We start from the raw sequence: 19,756 nt of genomic DNA, 5'->3' as shown, positions 1-19,756 counted from the left end.
CATGACGACGATCATCCGTGGCGGCACCATCGTGAACGCCGACCGCGCCTTCCGCGGCGACGTGCTTTGTTTTGGCGACAAGATCGTCGCCGTCGGCGACAGCATCGACGCGCCGGCGAATGCCACGGTGATCGACGCCGGTGGCCAGTACGTGATGCCAGGCGGGATCGACACCCACACGCACATGCAGCTGCCCTTCATGGGCACGGTGACCGCCGACGATTTCTTCAGCGGCACCGCGGCGGGCCTGGCGGGCGGCACCACCACCATCATGGACTTCGTCATCCCGAACCCGCAGCAATCGCTGCTGGAAGCCTACCGCACCTGGCGCGGCTGGGCGCGCAAGTCGGCCGCCGACTACACCTTCCACGTGGCCGTCACCTGGTGGGACGAGTCGGTGCACGCCGAGATGGGCACCCTGGTGCGCGAGCATGGCGTGAACAGCTTCAAGCACTTCATGGCCTATAAAAACGCGATCATGGCCGACGATGAGACGCTGGTAAAAAGCTTCCGCCGCGCGCTGGAACTGGGCGCGATCCCGACGGTGCATGCCGAGAACGGCGAACTGGTGTTCCAGCTGCAGAAGGAACTGCTGGCCAAGGGCATCACGGGCGCGAAAGCCCATCCGCTCTCGCGCCCGCCCGAGGTGGAAGCGGAAGCCGCGAACCGCGCGATCGCGATTGCGAACGTGCTCGGCACGCCGGTCTACATCGTCCACGTGTCCTGCGCCGAATCGCTGGACGCCATCGTGCGCGCCCGCGCCAGGGGCCAGCGCGTGTTTGGCGAAGCATTGGCCGGCCACCTGGTGATCGACGACAGCGTGTATCAAAGCGACGACGAGGACTTCGCACGCGGCCACGTCATGAGCCCGCCGTTTCGCAGCCACCACCACCAGGACGCACTCTGGAATGGTCTTACCGGCGGCAATTTGCACACCACCGCCACCGACCACTGCACCTTCTGCGCCGAACAAAAGGCGATGGGCGCGAACGATTTCACGCGCATCCCGAACGGCTGCGGCGGCGTCGAGGAACGCATGGCGGTGGTCTGGGACGCAGGCGTGAACAACGGCCGCCTCACGCCCTCCGAATTCGTGCGAGTCACCTCGACCAACGCGGCGCAGATCTTCAACATGTACCCGCGCAAAGGCGTGATCGCGGTCGGAGCCGATGCCGACCTCGTGGTCTGGGACCCGAAGGGTACCCGCACCATCTCCGCACAAACCCAGTTCTCGAAAGGCGGCTTCAACGTCTTCGAAGGCCGCACCGTGCGCGGCATCCCGACCCACACGGTCGCCGCCGGCAAGCTGGTCTTCGAGCGCGGCGATCTGCGCGCCGAAGAGGGCGCCGGCCGCCACATCGACCGCCCGGCATTCGCTTAGTCGGAACCTGTACCGTAGGGTGGACGGCTATGCCGTCCACGCGTCCAATTAGCACCGGCCCACCACCAGCATCGAAAGCCGGCGCGTCCACATCCCGGAGAACGATATGCCCGACACCCTGCGCATCAACGGCCAACGCCTCTGGCACTCCCTGATGGAACTGGCCCAAATCGGCGCCACCGACAAGGGCGGCGTCAAGCGCCTCGCCCTGACCGACCTCGACCGCCAGGGCCGCGACCTGGTCGTGCAATGGGGCCGTGAAGCCGGCATGTCGATCACCGTCGACAAGATCGGCAACGTCTTCATGCGCCGCCCCGGCCGCAACGCCAGCCTTGCGCCGATCGTCACCGGCAGCCACGTCGACACCCAGCCCACCGGAGGCAAGTTCGACGGCAACTACGGCGTGCTGGCCGGCCTGGAAGTCGTGCGCACCCTGAACGACCATGGCATCGTCACCGAAGCCCCGATCGAGGTTGCCTTCTGGACCAACGAGGAAGGCTCGCGCTTCGTGCCGGTGATGATGGGCTCGGGCGTGTTCTGCGGCGCTTTCAGCCTGGACGCGGCCTACGCCGCCAAGGACGTCGAGGGCAAGAGCGTGCGCGAAGAGCTGGAACGCATCGGCTACCTGGGCGAGGAAGAACCCGGCCAGCACCCGATTGGCGCCTACTTCGAAACCCACATCGAGCAGGGGCCGGTGCTGGAAGACGCCGACAAGGTGATCGGCGTGGTGCCGGCCGTGATGGGCCTGTCCTGGTATGACTGCACGGTCAGCGGCATGGAAGCGCACGCGGGCCCCACGCCGATGGGACTGCGCCGCGATGCGTTGCAGGTGGCGACAAGCATCATGCAAGAAGTGGTGGCGATTGCCTACCGCTACCCGCCTTATGGACGCGGCACGGTCGGCATGGTGCAGGTGTTCCCGAACAGCCGCAACGTGATCCCGGGCCAGGTGAAGTTCAGTATCGACCTGCGCAATGTGAACGACGCGCTGCTGAATACCATGCACGAAGAGATGCTCGCCTTTGTCGCGAAAACGCGCAGCGAGACCGGCCTCGGCATCGAGGTCGAGCGCGTCTCCTATTATCCGCCTTGCCCCTTCCACCCGGACTGCGTGAACGCCGTGCGCGCCGCCACCGACAAGCTGGGCTACTCCGTCATGGACGTGGTCTCCGGCGCCGGCCACGACGCCATCTACGCCGCCCGCGTGGCGCCCAGCGGCATGATCTTCGTGCCTTGCAAGGACGGCATCAGCCACAACGAGATCGAGGATGCCAAGCCCGAGCACCTGGAGGCCGGCTGCAACGTGCTGCTGCATGCGATGCTGGAGCGGGCGCGGGTAGTGGAGTAAGGTCGCGCAGTCGATCATGGCGTGAGGGCAGGGATGCGTCCGCTGCATGCCGGCAAACGCGGCTAGAATGCCCGCATGCCGAGCAAACTTCCTACCTTTCCCGGTCCATTGACCGCGCGCGGCGCCGTGCTGGCGGTGCTGCTGTCGAATGAAGACCAGACCGGTTCCGAACCGCTGCAGGGTCGCGTGACCCTGGCCGCCATCGTGCGCACCCTGAAGCGCAAATACCATTGGCCGATCGAGACCCACAGCTTCCCGGCGAACGCCGCCGATGGCCGCGCCACCTGGGCCACGGTGTACAGCCTGCCAGAGAATGTGATCGCCAAAGCCCTGGAGCGCGGAGGACGCGACTGGCTGCGCGCGCGCAGGCAGGCGCGGCGTGGCGTTGCACGGCTCGAAGATGACGAATAAAGAGAAGCGGCTTCAGACGTCATAAGCGGCCTCACGCGTTGAGCGGGCAAAAATCGGTTTAGCAAGGCAAGGCGTGGCGTCGGCGTCGGCTCTGAGCGAGAGCAATTGTTCTGGGTTAATGCGGCTGCCGAGGACGTGGTGGGGCGCTTGATGAGGCCTTATGGAATCATGTCTCGTTCAGCCTGCGCATCGTGTCTCGTTTTTCCTTGTTTTGTCGCGCAAAATAACGAGACAAAAAACGACAGAACGCGACAGCAATAACGGTGCAAACGAGACAGCTTTTTAGAGGGCAGATTTCGGCGCGCCCCTACCGCTGGTTTCTGCAGCCCCCATCTACATTTGATTTAGCTCATATTCGCCGCATCATGTTGCGCTTGTCTCCGCCCATCTGCCGTCCTACCTTGTAAAGATAGCGCCGCTTCGCACTCCGCGGCCGGACCTTACGACGAGGAGAGACCGTCATGAGTTACCGTCTCGAAGGCAGGCTCCTGGAAGTATGCAACTGCAAGGTTCTGTGCCCGTGCTGGATCGGCGAAGACCCCGACCACGGCACCTGCGACACCATCGTCGCCTGGCACATCGACAAGGGCGCCATCGACGGCATCGATGTCGGCGGTCACACGCTTGCCGCCGTGTCCCATCTGCCCGGTAACATCCTGAAGGGCAACTGGCGCGTGGCATTCTTCGTCGACGACGGCGCCAGCGACGAACAAATGGACGCGCTCCTGAAGGTCTACAGTGGCAAGTCCGGCGGCGCCGTGGCCGAATTGTCCAAGCTGATCGGCGAAGTGGTGTCGATCGAACGCGCACCAATCAAATTTACGGTGAACGAGGGCAGGGGAGAACTGGCCATCGGCAGCGATTACTATGCCGAGCTCGAGCCCTATCGCGGCCCTAGCGGCAATACCACCACGCTCACCGAAACCATCTTCTCGACCGTGCCCGGCGCCCCGGTTTTTGTCGGCAAGGCGCCGGTCTACCGCTCGCGCAACGACACCCTCGGCATCCACCTGAACTTGCGCGACCATAACGCGCTGCAGAGCACCTTCGTGTTCGAAGCATGAGCGCAGCGGCCCATGCGCCGCAGGTGCGGCGCCACACCCGCGTGTTCGCGCCGCTGCTGCTGGCGCTGGCGGCGCTGGCCTGGCTGACCCTGTGGATCTGGGCCGGCAGTCCTTGGGGACGCTATCTCGACCACGGCGACTGGACCGCCTCCGGCCCGGCCGCCGCGCTGTGCCGCGCGCTGCCGGCCGGCGACATCGTCGTGCCGCTGCTGTTGTATGCTGCAGCCTGGATCCTGATGACCGCCGCGATGATGCTGCCCACCACATTGCCGCTGTTTGATGCCTTCGACCGCCTGACCAGCGGCCGGCCCGACCACGCGCGCCTGCTGGCGCTGCTCGGCCTCGGCTACATGGCCGCCTGGGGCGCCTTCGGCATCCTCGCGCACGGCCTGCACGAAGGCCTGCTGGCGCTCCTGAACCAATCGCCGCAGCTGGCCTGGAACGGCTGGATCGTCGGCGCCGCCGTGATTGCCGGCGCCGGCGCCTTCCAGTTCAGCCGCCTGAAATACGCTTGCCTCGACCGCTGCCGTTCGCCACTCGGCTTCGTCATGGCGCACTGGCGCGGCCGCAACCATGGCCGCCAGGCCATCCTGCTTGGCCTGCACCATGGCGCCTTCTGTGTCGGCTGTTGTTGGGCGCTGATGTTGCTGATGTTCGCCGTCGGTGCCGGCAGCCTGGGCTGGATGCTGGTGCTGGCCGTCGTGATGGCCATCGAGAAGAACACACCCTGGGGCCGGCGCATCGGCAAGCCGCTGGGCGCGGCCTTGCTGGCCTGGTCCGCACTGCTGGTGGCCAGCCATGCGTGACCTCGCAACAGGCCGGCCGCGCCTGGCTACGCTGGCGTTCACGGCGGCGGCAATGCTGGCCTTTGCCGCCAATTCGCTGCTGTGCCGGCTAGCGCTGCTGCAGGGCGGGATCGACCCGGCCAGCTTCGGCGCGGTGCGCATCGTTTCCGGCGCCATCGCGCTGGCGCTGATCGTGCGCTGGCGTGCGGGCGGCGCGAAGGAAGCCGGTGGCGACTGGCTATCGGCGGCGATGCTGTTCGCCTACGTCGCCTTGTTTTCCTTCGCCTACGTGAATCTGGCGGCCGGCACGGGCGCGCTGATCCTGTTCGGCGCCGTCCAGCTGACCATGTTCGGCGCCGCCCTGCGCGCCGGCGAACGCTTTGCGCCCTTGGCTTGTGCCGGCCTGGCGGTGGCGGCGCTGGGCCTGGTCTATCTTGTCCTGCCGGGCGTCAGCGCACCGCCCATCGTGCGGGCGTTGCTGATGGCATTGGCCGGGGTGGCCTGGGGCGTGTATTCGCTGCGTGGACGCGGCGCGCTCGATCCGCTCGGCGCCACGGCCGGCAACTTCCTGCGCGCCGCACCGATGGCGCTCGTGTTGTGGATGCCTTTTGTCGGCGTTGCGCATGCCGACGTGGGCGGCATCCTGCTCGCGGTGGCGTCGGGCGCCATTACCTCGGGTGTCGGCTATGCGCTCTGGTACACGGCGCTGCGCGAACTCAGCGCGATGCGCGCGGCGACGGTGCAGCTGTCGGTGCCGGTGATCACGGCCTTCGGCGCAGTGCTGTTCCTGGCCGAGCCTTTGAGCCTGCGGCTGGTGCTGGCGTCGGTAGCGATCCTCGGCGGGATTGCGCTGGTGCTGGCCGGGCGTGCAAAACAATAACCAGGCATCACCCGATCTGCTTTTCCATGTACACGGATGGAATGCCGATGCCCGAACGGTGCGCGTAGAGCGCTTCGCGCAGGGCGGTGAATCCGGCGCGCCGGTAGAAAGGCACGGCATTCAGCGACGCGGACAGATACAGGCGCTTGCAGCCAAGTGCACGCGCCAGGTCTTCGCACGCCGCGAGCAGCATCGCGCCAATGCCGCGCCCATGTTCGTCAGGCTCGACAAACACCGCATCGACTTCGCCGCTGACCACGTCCACTGCGGCATACCCGAGCATGCGCCCGGCTTCCTCCGCGACGGTGGTGCCGCCCGTCGCAATCAAATGAGACAAGCTGTCCGGCGCCGGAGACGACAGCCAGACATCCAGTACATCCTGTGCATAATGCCCGGCGCAGCCATTGGCAACGGCGCGCGTACGCAGCGCCCACAAGGCGGCAAGCTCGTCACCGCGTGCCGGCCGCAGGGCGATCATGCGCCAGCCGACAGGCTGCGCAGGAAGTCCAGCAGCACCTGCCCGGCCAGCTCGGCATCGTCGGCTGTCATGGTTTCCAGCGGGTTGTGGCTGATGCCGCCATTGCCGCAGCGTGTAAACAGCATCGCCACATCCGTGATCTGCGCCATCTGCATCGCATCGTGGCCGGCGCCGGACAGCAAGTCGAAACGCGGCACGCCGGCACGCTCCACGGCCGCGCCCAGCGCATCCATCAGGCGCGGCGAGCAGGGCGCCGCTTCGGCTTCCACGATCTTCCACAGCTTTTCGTCGATGCCGCGCCGTGCACAAATGGCGCTGATGCCGGCCAGGATGTCGTCCACCGCGGCCAGCCGCACGGCGTCGTCGGCCGCGCGGATGTCGAGCGAAAGCTTGCAGGCGCCGGGGATCACGTTCACCGAACCGGCCGGCACCTCGAGCTGGCCGACGGTGCCGACCAGCGATGGCACGCCGCTGCAGCGCGACTCGACCAGCAGCACGATTTCGGCGGCGGCCGCGGCAGCATCGCGGCGCATGCCCATCGGCGTGGTGCCCGCATGGCTGGCCACGCCGCGCAACTCGACCAGGTAGCGCGAGCTGCCGGCAATCGCCGTCACCACGCCCAGCGGCAAGCCGCGCTCCAGCAGCACCGGGCCCTGTTCGATATGGACTTCGACGAAGCCGAGCAGGTCTTCAGGCCGCCGCGCAATCGACGGGATCGCCGCGGGATGGTGGCCGGTTTCGAGCAGCGCCTGGCGCATGCTCACGCCGTCCGCGTCCTGGGTATCGAGCCGGTCCAGGTCGAACTGCCCGGTGACCGCGCTGCTGCCCAGGAAGGTGCTGCGAAAGCGCACGCCTTCTTCTTCCGCGAAGCCGACCACCTCCAGGTGGTAGGGCAAACGCTCGCCACGCAGGTGCAGCGCGCGCACGATGGCGACCGGCAGCAGGATGCCCAGGCGCCCATCGTACTTGCCACCGTTGCGCACGGTGTCGTAGTGCGAGCCGGTCATCAGGGTTTTCGCGTTCGGGTCCGTCGCGGCGTAGCGGCCGACCACGTTGCCGACCGCATCGATATGCGTCTGCATGCCGGCGTCCATCATCCAGGCCTCGATCTGGGCGGCGGTGCGGCAGTGCGCCGGCGTCAGGTAGGCGCAGGTGAGGCCCTCGTCCGCATCGCTCCAGGCGCCGATGATCTCGGCCCAGTCCATCACCTGCGCGCCGATCGACGGCGTCACGCCGAGCAGGGCGTTCAGGCGGATTTCGGCGATGCGGTGCACCTGGCGCAGGGCTTCGGCCATCTCGTCCGCGCGACCGTTTTTCAGGCGCCGCGCAAAGGTGTCGATGATCGCCGTGCGCGTCAGCCCGCGCCCGGTCGGGCCTTTCACGGCCAGGATGAAGGGGAAGCCGAAGCGGTCGTTGTACTCGGCATTCAAACGCTGCAGCGTGGCGTATTCCTCGGCACTGCACAGGTTCAGGCCGGAGGCGGCCTGCTCGCCGGTCGATTCGGCCGTCAGCTCGCCGGCAATCGCCGCCTTGCCCGCCAGCTCGGGGTGGGCGCGCAGCAGGCCCAGGCGCTCGTCCTCGCTCGCGGTATCGACCACATCCTGCAAGGCCAGCTTCAGCGCCGCCAGCGAGGCAAAGGGACGCGCGCTTGCGGCGCGCTGCGCGATCCAGGGCGAATGCTCGTAGATGCCGTTCAGGGCCGCGACGAAACCGGCGGCGTCAAGTGTATTCAGGCTGGAGAGGGTAGTCATGATCGGCCTCGCATGATTCGAACCTTCGATGATAAGGCCGGAGGGCGTCCGCGCCTATACGGCCACAAATATACTCACTTCTGCACCAGCGCCCGCGCCGCCTGGCTCACCTGGTCGCGCAGCCATTTATGTTCAGTCGACTGGTGCACGCGCTGGTGCCACAGCTGGTAGAAGCGCATCGGCGGGAACTTGATCGGCATGGTGAAGGTCTTCAGCGGCAGCGCCTTTTCATAAAAGCGCATGAACTGGCGGCCGGTGGTCAGGACCAGGTCGGTCTGGGTCAGCATGTAGGGGATCAGGCCGAAGTAAGGCGACTCGACCGCGATCTTGCGGTGTAGCCCGGAGCGCGCCAGGAAGGAGTCGATCACGCCGTGGTAACCGGGCAGCATCTGCGACGGCGCCACGTGCGGCAAACTGAGGTAGTCTTCGATCGTCATGGCGTCGGCATCGGTGCGCTTGGCATAGGGGCTGTCGGCGCGCATGGTGCAGACGATCGGGTCCTCGAACAGTTTCGACATGTGCAGGTGCGCGGGCGGCTCGTCCCAGTTGGCGATCACCAGGTCCATCTCGCCGTCGGACAGCATGCGCAGGTAGTCGGTGCCCGGTCCCACGCTGTGGATGGCCACGCGGCTGTTCGGCGCCACGCGGCGGATCGAGGCCACCACGTTCGGCAGGAACTGGGTGTCGAGGTAGTCGGGCGCGGCGATGTGGAAGGTGCGCGCCGCCGCCTCGGGCACGAAGGGCGACTTCTTGATGAACAGGCTCTCGGTTTCGTCGAGGATGCGCTTGGCGGGTTTCAGCAGGCTTTCGCCGTGCTGGGTCGGCACCATGCCGCGCGCGCCGCGCACCAGCAGCGGGTCCCCGGTCAGCTCGCGCAACTTGCGCAGCGAGGCCGAGATCGAGGGCTGCGGCTGGTTCAGCTTCAGCGCCACGCGCGAGACGTTCTTTTCCACCAGCAGCAGGTAGAGGATGCGGATCAGGTGCAGGTCGAGGTGCTGGGGCAGGCTGGCCATGGGATGTTAGGTGTATATCGGTTCGGTTATGTCGAATATACGGCATATTTCATGTCGTAGAAAATGAAAACCGCGTATCTTCGTTGAAATACTGCCCCGATTAAGATGAGGGACCCCTGCATGGACGTGTTCGGATACCTGGCTCCCTACGGCCTCGAATGGCTGAATTTGCTCGTACGCTGGCTGCACATCATCACGGGGATTGCCTGGATCGGCGCCTCGTTCTACTTCGTCTGGCTCGACAACACCATCAAGCCGCCGGCGCCGGGTTCCGACCTGGCGAACAAGGGCGTGGCCGGCGAACTCTGGGCCGTGCACGGCGGCGGCTTCTACAACCCGCAAAAGTATCTCGTCGCCCCGGCCACGCTGCCGAAGGAACTCCACTGGTTCAAGTGGGAAGCCTATTCCACCTGGCTGTCCGGCTTTGCGCTGCTGTTCATCGTCTACTACCTGAATGCGCAAGCCATGATGGTCGACCGCAGCGTGGCCGATCTCTCCAGTTGGCAGGCTGTCGGTATCGGCCTGGGCAGCCTGGTGGTCGGCTGGCTCGTCTACGACCTGCTGTGCAAGTCCCCGCTTGGCAAGCGCGACCTGGCCTTCGGCGCCGTCATCTTCGCCTTCCTGGTCGGGAGCAGCTGGGTGCTCACCCATTTGCTCAGCGGGCGTGCGGCCTACCTGCACATCGGCGCCATGATCGGCACCATCATGGTGGCGAATGTCGCCCACGTGATCATCCCCGGCCAGCGCAAGATGGTGAACGCGATGATGGCTGGCCAGAAGCCCGACCCCAGCTACGGCATCAAGGCCAAGCAGCGCTCGGTGCACAACAACTACTTCACGCTGCCGGTGCTGTTCCTCATGATCAGCAACCACTATGCGATGACCTACCGCCACGAGCACGCCTGGGCCGTGCTGGCGGTGATCATGGCGGCCGGCGTGTTGATCCGCCACTTCTTCAATCTGCGCCACAAGGGCCGCATCGAGTGGAAGTACCCGGCGGCCGGCGTCGCGCTGCTGGCCGTGCTGGCGGTGCTGATCGCGCCGAAGGCGCCGGTGGCGCCGGTGGCGCAGGCGCCTAGCGTGGATACGGCGGCCCAATTTACGCAGGTGAAGCACATCGTCGACCAGCGCTGCGTCAGCTGCCATGCCGCGAAGCCAACGCAGCCCGGCTTTGCCACCGCGCCGGCCGGCGTGATGCTCGAATCGCCAGAACTGATCAGCCAGAATGCCGCGCGCATCTACCAGCAGACCGTCCAGCTGAAAGCGATGCCGCTGGCGAATCTCACCAACATGACCGACGCCGAACGGGCGCAGATCGGCGCCTGGTTCGAAGCCGGCGCCAGGACAGGAAGCCAATGATGGATACACAGGCCAGACAACAGCTGCGCGACTGGATCGATGCCCACTTCGACGAGCAGGTCGCCTTCCTGCAGGGCGTGGTGCGCATTCCCACCGATACTCCGCCGGGCAACAACGCGCCGCATGCCGAGGCCGTGGCCGAGATGGTGCGCGCCTTTGGCTGGGAAGCCGTGCGCCATGCGGTGCCGGCGCAGCTTGTCGCCGACTACGGCATGGAATCGATCACCAACCTGATCGTGCGCCGTCCGTATGGCGAGGGCCCGACCATCGCCCTGAACGCCCACGGCGACGTGGTGCCGCCCGGCGAAGGCTGGAGCAAGCCGCCGTACGGCGCCGAGATCGAGGATGGCTATTTGTACGGCCGCGCCGCCGCGGTCTCGAAGAGCGACTTCGCCACCTACATCTTTGCCGTGCGCGCGCTGGAGGCACTCGGCCTGCCCCTGAAGGGCGGGGTCGAGCTGCACTTCACCTACGACGAGGAATTCGGCGGCCTGCTGGGGCCAGGCTGGCTGCTGGAGCAGAAGCTCACAAAGCCCGACCTGGTGATCGCGGCCGGCTTCAGCTACCAGGTCATCACCGCCCACAACGCCTGCCTGCAGCTCGAAGTCACGGTGCACGGCAAGGCCGGCCACGGCGCCATGCCCGAGACGGCGATTGACGCATTGCAGGCGGCCACGCGCATCCTGAACGCCATCTACGGCCAGCTGCCCGAGCTGAAGAAAATCAAGTCGAAGGTGGCCGGCATCGATTCGCCCACCATGCTGGTCGGACGCATCGATGGCGGCACCAACACGAATGTGGTGCCGGGCAAGGTGGTACTGAAGATGGACCGGCGCATGATTCCCGAGGAAGACCCGGTGGCCGTCGAGGCCGGGGTGCGCGCCCTGATCGAGGATGCGGTGCGCGGCTTGCCCGGCATCCGGGTCGAAATCCGGCGTTTGCTGCTGTCGCATGCCTTGCGGCCGCTGCCCGGCTCCGAGGCGCTGGTGGACAGCCTGAGGCGCAACGGCCGCGCCATCCTGGGCGAGGACATTCCCGCCGTGGGCACGCCGCTGTACGCCGATGCGCGCCTGTACGGCGAGCAGGGCATCCCGGCCGTGATGTACGGCGCCGGCCCGCGCACGGTGCCGGAATCGAATGCGAAAAAGGCCGACGAAAAGCTGGCGCTGGACGACCTGCGCAAGGCGACGAAGGTGGTGGCGCTGACGCTGTTCGATTTGCTGGGAAAGGACTGCATGAGCGCTACCTGAGCGCTGCCTCGTGATAGGCTAGCGGTTCCAACCGAACAGAGGGAAAGCGATGGCACAGATCGATCTGTCGAACTACAACCTCGGCGAACTGAAAGGCCTGCAGTTCGACGTCGAGAAGGAACTCAAGGAGCGCCAGAAGCACGACCTGCGCAAGGCGCGCGAGCAGGTGCTGGCGATCGTGCAGGAAGCCGGCATGTCGGTCGATGAACTGCTGGCCGAGCGCGGCAAGGGAAAAACTGCGGGCAAGGGCGCCGGCAAGGGCAGGCCCAAAAAGGCCGGCCCCGCAGCCTGATCACCGCCCGCGCATCGAGCGTTCGATCTTCTGGTCGGTCTTGTACTGGCTGAGGGCATACACGGCCCAGATGGCGGCGGGCAGCCAGCCGATCAGCGTCACTTGCAGGATCAGGCAGATGATGCCGGCGATCGGGCGGCCGATGGTGAAGAAGGTGAGCCAGGGAAGGATCAGGGCGATGAGCAGGCGCATGGGGTTTCCTTGAATAGTCGAATCGTGGAGCCCGTGCAACGGGGCGTGTCTGTCGAAATCTTATAACAGGCAGGCCCGCGCTCAGCACACCGTTGGCGCATCGTTATCGGTCACTGTGGGCGAGGGGCTGTTGTAGGGTGGGCACTTGTGCCCACGCGCTTACACAATGGCCTGTCGAAAGGTATCCCGAGAGGCAGGTGTCGTCGATCTGCCGGTTCTGTCGCACAAGATCCACCGGTGATACCGCGTGGGCACAGGTGCCCACCCTACGAAGACCGTTACCGCATCGTTAACGCCACGATGGCGGGATGTTCTCGAACCCACCGAACAAGGGCCGCCATGCAGCGTCATGGTGGGTTCGAGAACCCACCCTACGGCTGTCCGACCGGTCCGGTCTTACCCAGCGTTTCCGCCATCCGCACCAGGCGCACGAACTCGGCGCGGTAACCCTCGGCATCCTTGCCGCGCGCATCGTTCGCCAGATTCGCGATATCGGCATAGCTGTAATCCGCCACCGGCGCTTCCCCGCGCAAACGCTGGCCAAAGGCCGCCACCGCCACCGCAAAACGCGCATCTTCCGGCGCCGCGTCCAATCCCTTGCGCACACTGGCCGCGCGCACCGCATGCGAGGTCTCGCGGCTGGTGGCCTGGCCCGGCAGCTTGTAGCGCACCTTCACGAAGCAGAGTTCATCGCCCTTGCCGGCAGGCGCCGCCTTCTTGCCATCGCCATAGCGCAGCGGATCGACCAGCTTGCCCGCTTCCGAGGCCGGCGTGATCTCGTAGATGGCCGTGACCGTGTGGCCGGCGCCCATGTCGCCCGCATCGACCTTGTCGTCTTTAAAATCCTGGCGCGCCAGAATGCGGGTTTCGTAGCCGATCAGGCGGTAGGCGGCCACCTGGCGCGGGTTGAATTCGACCTGCATCTTGACGTCGTTCGCGATCGGGAACATGGTCGAGCCGAGTTCTTCCTGCATGGCCTTGCGCGCTTCCAGCAGCGAGTCGATGTAGGCGGCGTTGCCGTTGCCGGACTGGGTCAGGCGCTGGATCAGGGCGTCGTTCAGGTTGCCCGTGCCGACGCCGAACACCGACAGGTAGACGCCGCTCTTGCGCTTGTCGGCGATGAAGCGCTCCAGCTGCTTCGGATCGGTGATGCCGATGTTGAAGTCGCCGTCGGTGGCCAGGATCACGCGGTTCACGGCCTTCGGGTCGCGGTGACGCTCGGCCAGCGCATAGGCGCGCTGCAGGCCGTCGCCGCCGGCGGTGCCGCCCGCTGCACGCAGGCCGTCGAGGGCATCGACGATCTTCTGCTTGTCGCGGCCGAGCGTCGGTTCGAGCGCCACCTGGGTGCCGTTCGCATAGGTGACGATGGACACGCGGTCGTTCTCGCGCAACTGGTCGGCGAACAGGCGCAGGCCCTGCTGCAGCAGCGGCAGCCGGTCTGGCCCCTGCATCGAGCCGGAGACGTCGATCAGCAGCACCAGGTTCAGCGGCGGGCGCTCGGCCTGCTGCAGGTCGAAGCCGCGCACGGCCACATGCAGCAGCTGGTTGCCTGCCTTCCAGGGGCTGGGCATGACTTCGGTCGTCACCGCGAAGGGTTCGGTGCGCGCCTTCGGTGCGGCGTAGCGGTAGGGGAAGTAATTGACCATCTCCTCGACGCGCACGGCCTGCGGCGGCGGCAGGCGGCCGGACGTGAGCTGGCGGCGCACAAAGGCGTAGGAGGCGGTATCGACGTCGGCGCTGAAGGTGGACACCGGCTGCTCGGCCACCAGCTGGGTGGCGTTCGCTTCCTTGTCTGGGAATTTGTCGGCCTGCGGCGGGGCGATCACGACAAAGCCCGGCGGCGGCGCGCGCCGCAGCGCCTGGTGCTGCCCCGAGATCGACGAGCCGGTCACGACCACGCTCTGCTTCGGCTGCGAGGCGTAGGCCGAGAACGAAGGAGAGGGAGGCGGTGGCGGCGCAGGAGGCGATATTGCAGCCGGCGCCGGCGCCGCTTCGGGCGCGGCCAGGACCGGCGCTTCCTGCTGGCCAGGGGACTGCACGCTGCAGCCGGCCAGCAGCAGGGCGCCCAGCGCCAGGAGCGCGGGCGTATTCAGGGGACATCTCATGATTGGACCTCCTTCGGTTTGTTATACCGATAAGGTGCAACGGCGATGCCCGAATTGCAACGGCACTTACAACCTGTAATCCTTTATGCGGCCGGCATGGGCCTTTTCAACGCGCCCCGTCCTCTGCCGCAATCGAGCGCGGCACGATAGCGAACTGCGGCGCGCGGCCGTAGTCAGGCTTGACGCTGCGCGACATGAAGCGCTCCCAGGCCTTGCGGCCGGCGTTGCCGCCAATGTCGGCCGCATAGGCCAGCGCCGGCTGCAGGTTCGACGGGAAGCCAAGCGGCGCACCCGAATAGCCGCCCATGTCGCCGGGCTTGCGCTTGGTGGCCGCCGCCATCTGCTCGCTGCCGCAGGGCAGGGCGGCCACTTCCGGCCCCACCGTCTTCGGATACGACTCGGCGATGGTGTTGTAGATCGGCGCGGTCGCCGAGTCGCGCACCGAGATCGAATAATTGGCCGCGGCCAGCCAGCAGGTGCCTTCGCCGACCATGCGTGCGAGCGGGAACTTCGCCTTCCACTTCAGCAGCGGCCCGGCATCCTTGAAGCCGAGGTCGACCAGGTGGCCGACGGCGGAGGTGAAGAAGTCGTCCTGCCAGGGCGCGATCGCCGTGTCCTTGCGGTAGGACGCCGCGGCCCGGTGCACGATCGCGCCCAGGCCGTTCGCCTGCGGGTTGTCGGTATAGGTGGCGTTGTACCAAGCCAGGTTGGTCTTCAGGATGGCGAGGAAGTCGTCCTTCAGCGGATGTTTGTCGGGCGTGATGTAGGCCGCTTCGCCCAGCGTGCGCAGGCTCCAGGCCTGGCCGCGCACCTGGTGCGACAGGAGCAGGCCCTCGATGTTCTTGCGGTAGCCCGGGTTGGTGGCGAACACGTTGTACATGGCCCAGAACTGCAGCTCTTCCAGGTAGTAGTGGTCGCCCGTGACGAGGTAGGGCAGGTAGGCAAAGGCCGGCTGGTGCGCGCTGTCGTGCGCGTACGGCGTCTTGCAGGCGCTCTTCGGGCAGCGCGGGAAGACTTCGAGCTTGCCGGTCTTGCGGTTGCGTGTGTCGCCCGGATTGCCGAGGATGGTCATGTAGGGATAGTCGATCAGGCTGATCGGGCGTCCGGTCTGGCGGTCGCGATAGTGGATCGACCAGCTGCCGGCGCGGTCGGCCGTGCCCAGCGTGACTTCCTTCGCGCGCGGGTCCATGCTCAGCAAATACATGGCGCCCCATCCCGGCAGCAGGCCGATGTCGTTGCGCCCGCCGGTGCTCGGCATGCCGCGCGATGCCGCGCCGATGCCCATCGGCTCCGCGTTCGGCCCTTCATAGCGCGCAGCCAGCGCCGCCAGCGCCTTGTCCGAGACGATCACCGAGCGGTCGTAGTTGGGCAGCGCGCGCGAGGCGATCAGGTAGCCAGTGTCGTGGCGCAGGTGCACGTCCGGTGCGTCGCCAGTCCACGCCAGCACGCGCCAGCGCGCATGGTGGTAATGGACCAGGCCCTGCTTCGCATATACCTGCTTGCCGCCCGCGACCACCTCGACGTCATAGGTAAAATTCTGCGGCGCCGGCTCGTAGGCCCAGTCGTTCTCGACCACCACGTCGACGCGCGCCTTGCCGGCCGTGCCGTAGGAACGGATCGCGAAGCGCGCTGCCAAGTGCGGATGGGCTTCGCCCTTGGCGTTGCGCAGCGGCGCCGCGACCTGCACTTCGGTGACCAATGGGCCGTCCAGCCACTTGCCTGGCTCGCCGTCTTTCAACAGGGCCTCGCTCGAGGCGCTATAGCGTTCGCCGTCGAGCGTCACGTTCACCGTCGTGGCCGGCGCGGCGAGGCGCGCGGCCGGCTTCTCGCCTGCACCCTTACTGCCCTTGACCAGGGCAATGCCCAGCGGGCGTCCCGGCGCCAGGCGCGGCAGGATGGCGGAGATCACCGCGTGCCTTACCGAGCCGTCCGGGTGGGTGGCCTTGACGTCGACCTGCAAGGGCAGCGCCGCGCCATCGGCCAGCTTGCCCGACAGGCTGGCGCCGGCCGGCAAGTCGCCCGGCGCGAACACCTGGCCGAAAGTGACGGGGACCTTGCTTTGCTCGTCGCGCGCCGTGCTCTCGACCACGACGCCGGTGATGCCGCCGCGTGGAATCGCGGTGGCCTGCGCAGGCCGGGCCGCCGGGGTTTCCCTGGCCGCGGGCGCCTCCTTCGGCGTCTCCTTTGCCGGTGGCGCATCCCTGGATGGCGCATCGCCGTGGCGCGCCGAGACGACCCGGCTGGCGTCGATGGTGCCGGTCTGCGGCAGGCCGACGAAGCCGGGCGGGTCATGCTTGTCCTGTGCCTGCCCCTGCGCGCCGGCGCAGGACAGCAGGGCGAGGGCGATGGAGCGGAAAAGGCGGGAGCGGAGCGGGGAAGCGCAGGCGGTCATGTTCAGTCGTCGATGGAAAAGCATAGGCCGAAGAGTAACGCAAAGCGGCCCGGAGCCTGCGCAAGGCAGAGCAACCACACGGGCCGGCAAACAAAAAGGGCCCCGCAGGGCCCATGGAAACGCTTAGTTCTTCAGCGTGCGTTCGAACAGCTTCAGGATGCGGCGGTACTGGTCGAACCAGCTTTCCGGCTGGGTGTAGGCGTGGCGTTCCAGCGGGTAGCTGGCCAGTTCCCAGTTATCCTTGCGCAGCTCGATCAGGCGCTGGGCCATGCGCACCGAGTCCTGGTAGAACACGTTGTCGTCGACCATGCCGTGGCCGATCAGCAGGTTGCCGCGCAAATTCTCGGCATACTCGATCGGAGACGAGATTTTATAAGCCTGCGGGTCGAGGTCCGGCGTGTTCAGGATGTTGGCGGTGTACTCGTGGTTGTAGCTGGTCCAGTCGGTCACCGGGCGCAGCGCGGCGCCGGACTTGAACATTTCCGGTGCGCGCATCAGCGCCATGAAGGTCATGAAGCCGCCATAGCTGCCGCCGTAGATGCCCACGTTCTGCGCGTCGCCCTGCAGGTTCTGTACCACGTACTTCACGCCGTCCTGGTAGTCCACCAGTTCCGGGTGGCCCATCTGGCGGTAGATCGCGGTGCGCCAGTTGCGGCCGTAACCCTTCGAGGCGCGGTAGTCCATGTCGAGCACGATGTAGCCGCGCTCCACCAGCAGGTTGTGGAACATCTGCTCGCGGAAGTAGTTCGGGTAGCGCTTGCTGGTGTTCTGCAGGTAGCCGGCGCCGTGCACGAACATCACGATCGGATATTTTTTACCGGCTTCCAGCTTGGCCGGGCGGTACAGCTTGGACCACACCGGGTCGCCGCCGTCGCTCGACGGCACGGCCACATATTCGGGCTGGATCCACTCGCGCGCCTTGTATTCGGCGGTGCGGGTATCGGTCAGTTTGGCCGCCGCGCCACCCGCCACCGGCACCGTGGCCAGCTGGATCGGCATGTAGCTGGTCGAGTAGTGCACCAGGAGTTTACGGTTGTCCGGCGACAGGGCGAAGCGCTCCACGCCTTCCAGGCCCGTCACTTCGCGCGTGGCGCCGTCTTTCGCGTTCACCGCGCACACTTCATAGGTGCCCGGGTTCTTGCGGTTGCAGAGCATGTAGGCGGTGCTGCCGTCGAAGTTCCACTGCACGTCGCCGGCTTCCCACTTGCCGCTGGTGAGGGCGCGCGCCTGGCCGTCGGTGCTCGACGTGTACAGGTGCGAGTAGCCGCTTTCTTCCGACAGGTACCACAGCGTGCGGTTGTCAGGCAGCCAGCCGAAATCGGCGTTGTCGTAGTTGACCCAGGCTTCGTCACTCAGGCGGTGCACGGGTTTCAGCTTGGCGTTCGGCAGGTCGATGGTGGCAATCCAGCGGTCCTTGTTGTCGACCGCGCGCAGCATCACGGCAGCCTGTTTGCCGTCGAAGGTCCAGCGCACGGCGTCGGCACGGTCGGCGATGCGCAGCGGGCGGTTGCCCTTCAGTGGATCGAGCTTGGCGTCGGCGCGCAGCTTGGCCAGCGGGTCGGTAGCGATGCCGGGCAGGCTGTCGAACGGGATGTCCTTGACCGTATTCGTGGCCAGGTCGATCAGTTTCAGCGCATGCGGCGTCGGGTTGTTGCGGCCGACGCGGGTGCGTTCGTCGTCGGCTTCCTCATAGCCCGATTCGGTCACGTAGCGCGGCATCTTGCCGACGCGGCCCTTGTCGCCGCCTTTTGCCGCGGTGACCACGACCAGCCAGCGGCCGTCCGGGGACAGGGCGCTGCCTTCGATGGTGAGCTTGTCGCCCAGGTAGATCGGGGCGGGGGCGCGGGTCGGATCGGCGCGGCGCTCCTCCTCGGCGCGTGCGCGGCCGGCGTCGCGGTCGTCCTTGGCCCGCTTCAGGGTGGCGATCAGGCGCAGCTGCATGTCGCGCAGGGTGTCCGGGTCGCTGGCGGCCGGGTCTTTCGCGGCGCGCGGCAGGGCGACGGGACCCTGCACGCGGCTGGCGCGGTCCCAGCTGAACCACTCGTGGCCGACGCGGAACTGCACGGCGCGCTCGTCACTCGAGAACTGCGGGTCTTCGGCTTTCACGCCGCGCGTGATCTGGACCAGGGCGCCATTCTTCAGGTCGCGCTCGAACAGGTCGCCATTGCGCACCAGGACGGCGCGCGTGTGGCTGCGGTTATAGACGACGTTCGGGCTGTCGAGCTTTGCCAGCTCAGCGTCCTGTACCTTGCGCGGCTGGCCGCCCTGCACGGCCTCGAAGGTGTCGCGCAGCTGCGAGCCGGTGCGCTTCTGCTTGTAGAAGACCTGCTTGCCGTCCCAGCTGAACCAGGCCTGTTCGGCGGGGTTGCCGATCCAGTCGGGGTTGGCCATGGCCTGGTCGAGGGTGATGGGCGTTGGCGCCGCCATCGCGGGCAGCGCGGTGAACGCGGCAAGAATCGTCAGTACAGGAAGTCGCATCGTGAATGGTGGTTGGTTAGCGAAATAGCTTTCTGGCTAGAAATTGCGAATGCATTCTAGCTCAGCCACCATGCGACAGGGCAGTTCGCGGATGAATAATCCGCAAGAATTGTTACCCGCGTATTGCTGTGTTTACACGGGTGTTCGAACTATTACAGCGGCTCAGGCAGCCTGGTTCTGCGACTTCGGCTGGCGCGGCAGGAACATGGCGATGCGTGCAACGACGGCGAGAACGGCGAGGCCAACTGGCAGGTATTCGAGAGCGATCATGGTCAAACCTTTCTTGCGCTGGTCAGCGCGGTGGTTGGTCAATACGGCGATGTTGCGTTGCAGTATAGAACGCCTATTCTCATAAATAAACTTTATGTTCATTATGTCCGCGATAAGCTGTGCTTATGATTTATCGTTTGTCATACACGGCGATATTTACGGCTGATATATCTCGACTGCAACAAAACCGTATGATGCGTCGATTGCTTACGGGAGGCCTCTGTACCCTGGAAGTATGATGGACGTAGGGTGGGCACTCTGTGCCCACGCGGTACGCACACATCCGGCGCCTACGTGCGGTGAGGTG

The 19,756-nt window shown here is 66.2% G+C and carries 16 protein-coding genes; 9 read left to right on the top strand and 7 right to left on the bottom strand.

The features are described from left to right. Position 1: 1 nt before the first annotated feature. From hydA to LK540_RS13975, 6 genes are all read left to right on the top strand, one after another. Entirely contained in the window at positions 2-1,381 is a 1,380-nt protein-coding gene (gene hydA / locus LK540_RS14000; RefSeq protein WP_229437906.1) for a dihydropyrimidinase, read from the top strand. A 106-nt stretch (positions 1,382-1,487) separates the two neighbouring features. Then, entirely contained in the window at positions 1,488-2,729 is a 1,242-nt protein-coding gene (locus tag LK540_RS13995; RefSeq protein ID WP_229437905.1) for a Zn-dependent hydrolase, read from the top strand. Between the two features lie 75 nt (positions 2,730-2,804). Continuing rightward, complete coding sequence (locus LK540_RS13990) at positions 2,805-3,140, top strand: hypothetical protein (RefSeq protein ID WP_229437904.1); 336 nt, start codon at positions 2,805-2,807, stop codon at positions 3,138-3,140. Positions 3,141-3,601: 461 nt separating this feature from the next. Further along, the gene (locus LK540_RS13985; RefSeq protein WP_229437903.1) at positions 3,602-4,204 is read left to right on the top strand and encodes a DUF1326 domain-containing protein; all 603 of its coding nucleotides are present in this window, start codon (positions 3,602-3,604) and stop codon (positions 4,202-4,204) included. After that, the gene (locus LK540_RS13980; protein ID WP_229437902.1) at positions 4,201-5,010 is read left to right on the top strand and encodes a DUF2182 domain-containing protein; all 810 of its coding nucleotides are present in this window, start codon (positions 4,201-4,203) and stop codon (positions 5,008-5,010) included. The genes LK540_RS13985 and LK540_RS13980 overlap by 4 nt, the downstream gene beginning before the upstream one ends. Continuing rightward, complete coding sequence (locus tag LK540_RS13975) at positions 5,003-5,869, top strand: DMT family transporter (protein WP_229437901.1); 867 nt, start codon at positions 5,003-5,005, stop codon at positions 5,867-5,869. The genes LK540_RS13980 and LK540_RS13975 overlap by 8 nt, the downstream gene beginning before the upstream one ends. Positions 5,870-5,876: 7 nt before the next feature. Here LK540_RS13975 and LK540_RS13970 read toward each other — a convergent pair whose 3' ends face one another. The 3 genes from LK540_RS13970 to LK540_RS13960 form a co-directional block, all read right to left on the bottom strand. Next, a complete protein-coding gene (locus tag LK540_RS13970) occupies positions 5,877-6,347 on the bottom strand; it encodes a GNAT family N-acetyltransferase (RefSeq protein ID WP_229437900.1) in 471 nt (156 codons plus the stop codon). Further along, complete coding sequence (locus LK540_RS13965) at positions 6,344-8,098, bottom strand: allantoate amidohydrolase (protein ID WP_229437899.1); 1,755 nt, start codon at positions 8,096-8,098, stop codon at positions 6,344-6,346. Before LK540_RS13965 ends, LK540_RS13970 begins: the two co-directional genes overlap by 4 nt. A gap of 74 nt (positions 8,099-8,172) precedes the next feature. Beyond that, positions 8,173-9,111 carry a LysR substrate-binding domain-containing protein gene (locus LK540_RS13960; protein ID WP_229437898.1) on the bottom strand — a complete coding sequence of 313 codons (939 nt, stop codon included), beginning with the start codon at positions 9,109-9,111 and terminating at the stop codon, positions 8,173-8,175. 120 nt (positions 9,112-9,231) lie between these two features. On the opposite strand from LK540_RS13960, the gene LK540_RS13955 reads away from it, so the two are divergent. The 3 genes from LK540_RS13955 to LK540_RS13945 are packed head-to-tail and all read left to right on the top strand — an operon-like array spanning position 9,232 to position 12,012. After that, positions 9,232-10,470: a urate hydroxylase PuuD gene (locus tag LK540_RS13955; RefSeq protein ID WP_229437897.1), complete on the top strand. Its 1,239-nt coding sequence runs from the start codon at positions 9,232-9,234 to the stop codon at positions 10,468-10,470. Next, positions 10,467-11,720 carry a M20/M25/M40 family metallo-hydrolase gene (locus LK540_RS13950; protein ID WP_374041361.1) on the top strand — a complete coding sequence of 418 codons (1,254 nt, stop codon included), beginning with the start codon at positions 10,467-10,469 and terminating at the stop codon, positions 11,718-11,720. Before LK540_RS13955 ends, LK540_RS13950 begins: the two co-directional genes overlap by 4 nt. A gap of 49 nt (positions 11,721-11,769) precedes the next feature. Continuing rightward, entirely contained in the window at positions 11,770-12,012 is a 243-nt protein-coding gene (locus tag LK540_RS13945; RefSeq protein WP_229437896.1) for an H-NS family nucleoid-associated regulatory protein, read from the top strand. Here LK540_RS13945 and LK540_RS13940 read toward each other — a convergent pair whose 3' ends face one another. The 4 genes from LK540_RS13940 to LK540_RS13925 all read right to left on the bottom strand — a co-directional run bounded on the left by LK540_RS13940 (position 12,013) and on the right by LK540_RS13925 (position 19,179). Beyond that, positions 12,013-12,204, bottom strand: coding sequence for a YqaE/Pmp3 family membrane protein (locus tag LK540_RS13940; protein WP_229437895.1), 192 nt, complete (start codon positions 12,202-12,204; stop codon positions 12,013-12,015). A 371-nt stretch (positions 12,205-12,575) separates the two neighbouring features. Further along, a complete protein-coding gene (locus tag LK540_RS13935; protein ID WP_229437894.1) occupies positions 12,576-14,309 on the bottom strand; it encodes a VWA domain-containing protein in 1,734 nt (577 codons plus the stop codon). Positions 14,310-14,415: 106 nt separating this feature from the next. Further along, positions 14,416-16,701 carry a hypothetical protein gene (locus LK540_RS13930; protein ID WP_229437893.1) on the bottom strand — a complete coding sequence of 762 codons (2,286 nt, stop codon included), beginning with the start codon at positions 16,699-16,701 and terminating at the stop codon, positions 14,416-14,418. A 123-nt stretch (positions 16,702-16,824) separates the two neighbouring features. Continuing rightward, on the bottom strand, positions 16,825-19,179 hold the full coding sequence (locus tag LK540_RS13925) for a S9 family peptidase (protein ID WP_229437892.1): 2,355 nt from the start codon (positions 19,177-19,179) through the stop codon (positions 16,825-16,827). Positions 19,180-19,756 lie beyond the last annotated feature (577 nt).

The sequence above is a fragment of the Massilia sp. IC2-278 genome (genome assembly GCF_020708045.1).
Lineage (GTDB): Bacteria > Pseudomonadota > Gammaproteobacteria > Burkholderiales > Burkholderiaceae_D > Telluria.
This window is presented reverse-complemented; position numbering and strand designations above follow the sequence as displayed.